General features: G+C 43.9%; 11 protein-coding genes. 2 read left to right on the top strand and 9 right to left on the bottom strand.

Features of this window, described 5'->3' with window-relative positions; all coding sequences use genetic code 11:
* Positions 1–137 precede the first annotated feature (137 nt).
* The 8 genes from Q7V32_RS13030 to pqqA all read right to left on the bottom strand — a co-directional run bounded on the left by Q7V32_RS13030 (position 138) and on the right by pqqA (position 5,929).
* The gene (locus tag Q7V32_RS13030) at positions 138–734 is read right to left on the bottom strand and encodes a hypothetical protein (protein WP_304897416.1); all 597 of its coding nucleotides are present in this window, start codon (positions 732–734) and stop codon (positions 138–140) included.
* A gap of 25 nt (positions 735–759) precedes the next feature.
* The gene (locus Q7V32_RS13025; RefSeq protein ID WP_304897415.1) at positions 760–1,734 is read right to left on the bottom strand and encodes a hypothetical protein; all 975 of its coding nucleotides are present in this window, start codon (positions 1,732–1,734) and stop codon (positions 760–762) included.
* 257 nt (positions 1,735–1,991) lie between these two features.
* Entirely contained in the window at positions 1,992–2,405 is a 414-nt protein-coding gene (locus tag Q7V32_RS13020) for a hypothetical protein (RefSeq protein WP_304897414.1), read from the bottom strand.
* A gap of 295 nt (positions 2,406–2,700) precedes the next feature.
* Positions 2,701–3,828 carry a pyrroloquinoline quinone biosynthesis protein PqqE gene (pqqE, locus tag Q7V32_RS13015; protein WP_304897413.1) on the bottom strand — a complete coding sequence of 376 codons (1,128 nt, stop codon included), beginning with the start codon at positions 3,826–3,828 and terminating at the stop codon, positions 2,701–2,703.
* Positions 3,806–4,078, bottom strand: coding sequence for a pyrroloquinoline quinone biosynthesis peptide chaperone PqqD (pqqD, locus tag Q7V32_RS13010; protein WP_304897412.1), 273 nt, complete (start codon positions 4,076–4,078; stop codon positions 3,806–3,808). Before pqqD ends, pqqE begins: the two co-directional genes overlap by 23 nt.
* Positions 4,078–4,809 (bottom strand): pyrroloquinoline-quinone synthase PqqC, encoded by a 732-nt coding sequence (pqqC, locus tag Q7V32_RS13005; protein ID WP_304897411.1) that lies wholly within the window; start codon positions 4,807–4,809, stop codon positions 4,078–4,080. Before pqqC ends, pqqD begins: the two co-directional genes overlap by 1 nt.
* Positions 4,810–4,830: 21 nt before the next feature.
* Positions 4,831–5,745 carry a pyrroloquinoline quinone biosynthesis protein PqqB gene (gene pqqB / locus Q7V32_RS13000; protein ID WP_304897410.1) on the bottom strand — a complete coding sequence of 305 codons (915 nt, stop codon included), beginning with the start codon at positions 5,743–5,745 and terminating at the stop codon, positions 4,831–4,833.
* 109 nt (positions 5,746–5,854) lie between these two features.
* Complete coding sequence (gene pqqA / locus Q7V32_RS12995; protein ID WP_006892363.1) at positions 5,855–5,929, bottom strand: pyrroloquinoline quinone precursor peptide PqqA; 75 nt, start codon at positions 5,927–5,929, stop codon at positions 5,855–5,857.
* A gap of 286 nt (positions 5,930–6,215) precedes the next feature.
* On the opposite strand from pqqA, the gene Q7V32_RS12990 reads away from it, so the two are divergent.
* Entirely contained in the window at positions 6,216–6,425 is a 210-nt protein-coding gene (locus Q7V32_RS12990; protein WP_304897409.1) for a hypothetical protein, read from the top strand.
* A gap of 81 nt (positions 6,426–6,506) precedes the next feature.
* On the opposite strand, the gene Q7V32_RS12985 is transcribed toward Q7V32_RS12990, so the two are convergent.
* Positions 6,507–7,247 (bottom strand): molybdopterin-synthase adenylyltransferase MoeB, encoded by a 741-nt coding sequence (locus tag Q7V32_RS12985; protein ID WP_304897408.1) that lies wholly within the window; start codon positions 7,245–7,247, stop codon positions 6,507–6,509.
* Positions 7,248–7,391: 144 nt separating this feature from the next.
* Between Q7V32_RS12985 and groES the strand changes: the two genes are divergently transcribed.
* Positions 7,392–7,679 carry a co-chaperone GroES gene (gene groES, locus Q7V32_RS12980; RefSeq protein ID WP_304897407.1) on the top strand — a complete coding sequence of 96 codons (288 nt, stop codon included), beginning with the start codon at positions 7,392–7,394 and terminating at the stop codon, positions 7,677–7,679.
* Positions 7,680–7,695: the final 16 nt, after the last annotated feature.

Here is a 7,695-nt window from a genome sequence, read left to right as displayed (position 1 = left end):
CGACGCAAATCCTCTTCCGGCAGGTCAAGAAGCTTGTCTTCATCCAGTTGGTTTAGATCATGATCGCTCAGTTGCATGGCGCACAGAATAAGTCTTGGTGGCTTAAAAATACAGTTTTTTAGTGGGGGTCTGAATAGTTACTCTGGATGTACACAGTCAATCAAAAAGTCTTTAAAAATCGGCAAAATTAATTCAGAATTAAAATGAATACCAAGTAAACATACATATGACTTTTTCTTTTTTGAAGAAATATCAAAAGTATATCCAGTTATATTCAAGCCTTCTTCTAGGTCTAAACTTATTTCATAATTTTTGTTTTTAACAAAAACCAGAATATTTCCTAAAGAAAAATTAATGATTTCTTTAACTGCTAATAACGATGGAAAATTACAAATTTCCCCATCTGTATAATTAATTGCTTTGAGACTGTAATCATCATGACCGTACCGAGCGCAAAATTTTGCATCAACTTCAACGCTAATATCTTTTTTATAACCTGTATGTTTTACAATATTTTTTTCTTCAAAAAAATTTTTGTTTTTTAAAAAATTTATAGAACCTAAGTCGGTATGAGAATCTGCACATAAACCATACTCTTCAAATATTACTTCAAGTTCTTGCTTGAAAGCTGATCTAATATTATGAAAAAAATTCCCCCTTTGCTCCAAAGCAATACGAAATGATTTGCTTACAATGCTATTTGGAATTTTAATTCGGTAACTTATTGTATCCATAAAGACCACATGCTTAACGCCGCAATCACCGGCTAGTCCGGTGCATTGCCTTGTTAAGGCTGTCCTCGATAGTTTCTTTAAAGTCAGGGTCAAACTGTTTTAGATAGCTCAATGTGACTTTCATAACATCCTCTAAAGATGGTGGATTATCCACTATAGGATCAATAGTTCTATTGCTGGAATCTCTAAAATTAATAATTGCATCGATAAACATATAACTTGGTATAAAGCGGCAAATATTATCTCCGGCAGTTACCGGAATTCCTGCCAGTTTCACTTGATTGGCCTTTGGCTGAACGTTATATACAGCACCACCACTCATACCGTTAACATTTTTGTGACAAGTTTCCCCTTCGGTTATATCAAAAGAAATATAGCTATCATTTTCGTCGATTATGTATCTTCCAGGAATAGTGTGCCTTTGGATTTTTGTCGTATGGGTGATATTTTCACTTTGCGGGGTAAAATCAAATGAATTTCTTTCAAATGGGTAGCCTGTAACTAAAAGAATTTGACCATTGAAGAATTCTTCTTCCTTAAGAGCGCTGTCCATACTTGATATCTCTATGAAGTGATCTGGTATATGGAATTTTTGTGGGTGAAATACTTCAACAAGACATATATCAGAGCTGTCAATACCATTGATCTCTTCAGAGATTAGCTCTCCGACATTCCATACCCTTTTCGGAAAAAGAAAATCATATTGCGACGACCATACAGCTCGGTTTTTTGCAGGAACCCAAAATGGAGACTCATTTTGAAGTTCACCCTGGATATTGTTTTCGATGACGTGCCTAGCCGTAAGCACAAAGAATTCATCGTTAATTTTCAATAGCACTCCGCTACCGGCTCCATACATCTGGTCGACATGGAAGTAACCTCTAGATTCCATGCTTTCGTACAAGTGGTTGAAAAAGAACCTGCGAGTCGACTTTGCAACATTTGAAGTCGCAGCTTTATCAATATATTTTTTGAGCTTCTTTTGAGTCAATTTGCTCATGATTAGGTGCTTTAACAAGTAATTAACCGGAGATGGGGTCAAGTCTTGCAATCCAGCATTCGACGAAAGCAGTAAGCAAGGATTTTCACAAAATGCGTTATTGCAAGACCTGACCCCTTTTTCTACTTTTTCCTATTTGGTTAAGCCCGTAGGATGCGGTGAGGAACGAACCGCATCAATTGCGAACGATGCGGTTCACGGCGTTTACGGCATCCTCCGGGCTGAAGGGAGTTGAGTGGAAGGTATGGTTTGCTCCTTTACTTTTCATCTTCATTCCACCACCTCAAATCATGAATATCTTGATGAGATGTCAAAACCTTATCGAGAGCGGAAGCGACTCGGTTGATGTCGGGTCTCGCATCTATTTTTCCGAATAATCCTTTTCTGACCTCGGGCTTTGAGGGCTCTATAAAACAAAGAAAACGGTTGTCGCCTGGTTCAAGCTGGTTGCTGCATCCAATAAACATCTTAAATTTTTCATTTTTTATGGGTATCTGCCATCCCCAATCCTCGGTAAAGGGCTCCTCTGGGGTGATCCCATGAAGGGAAAGCTGAGAGCATAGGTATTCCGCAAGACGTTTGCCCCAGATTCCAGGGTTGATCTCCTCCTCTTCATTCGGGTAGGAGGGGAATGCATCGGAAGTAAATTCAACGTGTGTACGAAGGCTCATATGTCTAGCGAACAAGTAATTAAATGGTTTCGGCATATCATCCCTGATCGCCGTACTCTAGGCAATAAGCTCTGTTACCTTATCAGTACATTGGCTGTAGATCACGTTATACAGTTTATTTTTACCGCGGTAATAGTCGGCTATGAAGAGGTGAACAGTCAACCATAGCTCGGTAGGATGCGGTGAGGAACGAACCGCATCCTACGGGCTTTATCTTTAGAGGCGGTTAAAAACTCCTTTCAGATAGCCCCGTCAAGTTATTGTTAGCCCGATACCATAAATTCGCAGCTCATTTTTACATGAATTCCCGTGAGTTTTTGCTGTTACGGAACAGTAAGGGCTTTTCATTGGGTGCCAACGCAACGGCTGCAGCCGAGGCAATGGCGGCATCTATAACCTGATGGTTCGGTGATTTGCTGCAAACCGGGTCGGTGTTGTACATGTCGCCGGTCAGTAAATAAGCTTGGCAGCGACAGCCGCCGAAGTCTTTGTGTTTTTCGTCACAGCTGCGGCAGGGTTCTTTCATCCATTCCTGACCGCGGAAAAAGTTGAAGGCTTTGGAGTCATGCCAGATTTCTTCAATGCTGAGATCTTTGACATTGGGGCAATCCAGTCCGGGTAGTTCGCGGGCCGAGTGGCAGGGTAACGCTACGCCGTCCGGGGCAATGGTCAAAAAGGTCGTGCCCCAGCCGTTCATGCAGGCTTTCGGGCGGTCTTCGTAATAATCCGGCACGACATAATAAATTTTCATTTTACCGGCGACTTTTTCTTTATAAGCCTGGGCAATCCGTTCCGCCTCTTCAAATTGTTCCCGGGTTGGCAATAATAAGTCACGGTTGGCATGGGCCCAGCCGTAATATTGAGTATTGGCCAGTTCCAGATAGTCAGCGCCCAGTTCTTCCGCCATTTCCAGAATGTCTTGCATTTGATGAATATTTTCACGGTGTATCACCACGCATAACACCATGGGATAGCCGTGTTTTTTGACCAGATGGGCAACTTCTTTTTTATGGACGTAAGAGGCCGTTCCGGCAATATGGTCGTTTAACTCCTGGGTGCTCGCTTGAATGCTGACTTGGATATGGTCAAGTCCGGCTTCTTTGAGCTGCACGATTTTTTCTTCAGTCAGGCCGTAGCCCGATGTAATCAGGTTGCTGTAGTACCCGAGTTGGCGGGCGTGTCTGACCAGTTCTGTCAGATCTTTGCGGGTAAGCGGTTCGCCGCCGGAAAAACCAAGCTGAACGGCGCCCATTTTTCGGGCTTGTGTCAGCACGCGCATCCAGTCCTCGGTGCTTAATTCAGATGGATATTTCGCATAATCCAGAGGGTTGGAGCAATAAGGGCATTGCAGCGGGCAGGCATAAGTCAGCTCAGCCAGCAACCAACGCGGCGGTGTATTATTAGTTTTGTCGAATCCAGCCATTGTGTAGTGCTACTTCCAGAAAAGCGTTGATGTCGTTGCTCAAACCCGTGGTGGCAAATTTTTGTTCAAGTTCATTGATCAATTGATCCAGGGTTCGGGTGCCGTCACACAGTTTTAAAATTTCCGCTGAGCTGGTGTTCAGTTCAACCATGCCTTCAGGGTACAAAATGACGTTTTTTTGCTGCGCTTCTTCCCATTGCAATCGATGGGTGGGTGAGAAGCTGATGATCTTGTCGGGTTGAATAGTCATTATTTTTCGATGTTGAAATAAGGCGGCATTTCGTTCACGTAAGCCAGGTACATGGCATCGGCCATGGTCCACAGAACATTAAGTTTAAATTGCAGAATCTCGACCATGCGTTCTTGCTGCTCACGGGTTTTGTACCAGTCCAGGGTGATTTCCAGGCCATGTTCAACATCGCGGCGCGCTTCAGTCAGGCGTTTACGAAAATAGGTATAGCCTTCTTTTTCAACCCAAGGGTAATGCGTCGGCCAGTTATCCAGTCGCTGCTGGTGTATTTTGGGTGCAAATAACTCGGTTAACGAAGAACTGGCGGCCTCGTGCCAATCAGCACGACGGGCGAAATTGACATAGGCATCGACGGCAAAACGAACGCCCGGCAGGACATATTTAAGCGAAGTGATTTCATCACGCGTCAGGCCGACGGAAATACCCAGCCGTATCCATGCTTCAATGCCGCCCGGATCATTGGGATGTCCGTCATGGTCGAGAATGCGTTGTATCCAGATAGCGCGGGTTTTACGGTCCGGGCAATTGGCCAGAATGTTGGCGTCTTTAATCGGGATGCTGACCTGATAATAGAAACGGTTGGCAACCCAGCCTTGAATTTGTTCCTTGGTCAGCTTTCCCTCATTCATTAGCGTGTGATAGGGATGATGGATATGGTAATACTTTTCCATACCGCGCAATTTCGCTTCAAATTCTTCCCGGTTCCAAGGCGTATTATCGCTAGCTGTCATTGTTTTCCCGTTGGCAATTTTTTATAGTTCAATTTCCAGGCCATCATAGGAGACTTCGATTCTGTTTTGGTTCAATATTTTGAACGCATCGGAATCCTCATCCAGAATGGGATTGGTATTGTTGATATGGATCAGTATTTTCCGGCTATCAGGAATGGAGTTTAGGACTTCAATCATGCCACCGGGACCTGATTGTGCCAGATGTCCCATCTCCTGGGCTTTTTTGCTGCTGGCGCCGCAGGCAATCATTTCGTCTTCTGTCCAGAAAGTACCATCGACCAGTAAGCAGTCTGCGTTTTGCATGGCGCTGAGCACATGAGGCTCTATTTCGCCTAGGCCGGGTGCGTAATAAACGCGTTTTCCTGTGGATATTTGTTCGATGATGACGCCGATATTATCGCCTTCATGCGGGTCATGACGATGCGGAGAATATGGCGGTGCTTTACTTTTGAGCGAATGAGTATAAAGGCGGATGTCATCAATGGCGTCTACGGTAAAGCTGCTGCCATCCAGGGGAACCGGATGATGTTTTACCGTGCAGTAATGTTCCAGCATCTTAAATACGGGGAAACCGGTAGTCAGATCCTGTTTGACCATTTCGGTGCAATACACATTGAGGGGTTCTTTGCCTTCGCGCAGCATCAGCATGCCGGTCGTGTGATCAATTTGACTGTCGATAAGCAAAACCGCTTTGATGCCGGTATCGCGTATGCCTTCCTTCGGTTGAATGGCTGGAAAGGCTTCCAGCTGAGCTCTGATATCGGGCGAGGTATTGAACAGCAGCCAATTTTTATTATCGGTACTCACGGCGATAGAGGATTGAGTCCGGGCTTTACCGTTCATTTGTTGATGCCGTAAGCGTCTGCAATTGTTGCAGTTACAGTTCCATTGAGGGAAACCGCCACCGGCTCCCGATCCTAAGACTCTGATTTTCATGGTAGTCGAAATATAGCGTAAGAAAGTGCCGCAATGATACGGTATTGAGAAAAATCAGGCAAAAAAAAGGGGTCCTTTCGAACCCCTTTTTTGCGTTACCGGTAAAAAATTAACGGTTGTAAATATACATGGTGACTTCAAAACCAAAACGCAGGTCAGTGTAGCTTGGTGTTTCCCATTTCATGATGAATACCTCCAGAAGTATTATTGATAGTTCTTATGCTAGCTTGATCAAGTAAGCTCAAAAGAGTATACGACGAACTTTTAGGTTGCGCAACTATTGCCGCGGAAGGATCTTAAAGAGTTTGAGCCAAGTTTAATGCACTGATTTATAGGCGATTGCTGAGCACAGAGCTGATAAATTTTGTTAAGGGGAGTGCAATTATTTGTAATGTCAAGGCTTATAAGGTTATTATCAAACCTCACCATATATTAAAAATAATTAAAAAAGAAATCCTTGAGGAGGAAATATGGGTGTTACCTGGCTATTCATTGTGATGTTTGTTATCGCTGCTTTTGCGTTTGCCCCATTAGGTTACTTTATATATAAGTACACCATCAATAATGGTAAACCTTTTGGTGAGACCGAGCCGCACGGTGACAGTCCTTCCAAAGTTAATGATTTGGCTGAAAAGGCCATCGAAATGTTTAAAGGTTTTTTACAAAAAAATAAACAATAAACAATAAGCAATCTGTCATTCGGTTAATCATTCATGCAGTCCGTTTGGGCTGCATGAATGATTTCAGCATATTCGTTGTTATCAACTGCAGGTTGGGCAATTGGGATTTTTTCTCAATTTCATCTCAGTCCATTCCATCGTCAAACCATCAATCAACAGCAAGCGGCCGGTCAACGTTTTACCGATGCCGGCTATTAACTTGATTGCTTCCAATGCTTGCAAGCTTCCGATAATCCCCGTGATGGGCGCGATAACGCCATTAGTCGCACAGTTTTGTAATTCTTCACCGGTATCTGAATATAAGCAGTTATAACAGGGGCTGTTATCCCTGCCAGGCGTAAAGGTGGAAATCTGCCCTTCAAAGCGAATGGCGGCTCCCGATACCAGCGGTTTTTGATGCGTCACACAAGCGCGGTTGATTGCAAACCGAGTTGTGAAGTTATCGCTGCAGTCCAAAACAATATCCGCGTTTAATACAGCATCCAATAATTCTTGTCCTTCAACGCGTTTGCTGAATGCACTGACTTCTGTTCCAGGATTTAAGTTTTTTAGCGTGCTTAGGGTTGAAAATGCTTTGTTAGCCCCAATATCGGCCGTGTGATGGGCAATCTGTCTTTGCAAGTTTGACAGATCGACGGTGTCGTTGTCGTAAAGGGTGATTTTCCCTACACCGGCAGCGGTCAGATACATGGATGCCGGCGAACCTAGTCCGCCTGCTCCGATGATCAGAACATGAGCGGCCAGGAGTTTCTGCTGGCCCTCGACATCGACTTGCGGCAGCATGATTTGTCTGCTGAAGCGCAGGAGTTGATCGTCATTCATAAGTTGTTTAGTGGATTAAATTTTGAAAGTTATGATGCCAAAGAACTTGACAGACTGCAAAACCTGATTATTATTAGCACTCATGAATAGCGAGTGCTAATAATCCATTTTTTACCTTTGTTTTAATTTTTTCAGGAGATATTGATGAAAATACGTCCTTTACACGACAGAATAGTTGTTAAACGTGTTGAAGAGGAAACGACAACCGCTGGCGGCATAGTTCTGCCCGGTTCAGCCGCTGAAAAACCCAGCCAAGGCGAAGTGTTAGCCGTAGGCCAAGGTAAAGCGCTGGACAACGGTACGGTTCGCGCTTTGGAAGTTAAGGTTGGCGATAAGGTGTTGTTTGGTAAATATTCCGGTAATGAAGTCAAAGTTGATGGCGAAGAACTGATCATCATGCGTGAAGACGACATCATGGGTATTTTGGGTTAAGTCCAAAACACTGGAT

Origin of the sequence: Methylicorpusculum sp., assembly GCF_030651835.1 — a bacterium.
Lineage (GTDB): Bacteria > Pseudomonadota > Gammaproteobacteria > Methylococcales > Methylomonadaceae > Methylicorpusculum.
Note: the sequence above shows the minus strand (reverse complement) of the source record. Positions and strands in the feature narration are given on the sequence as shown.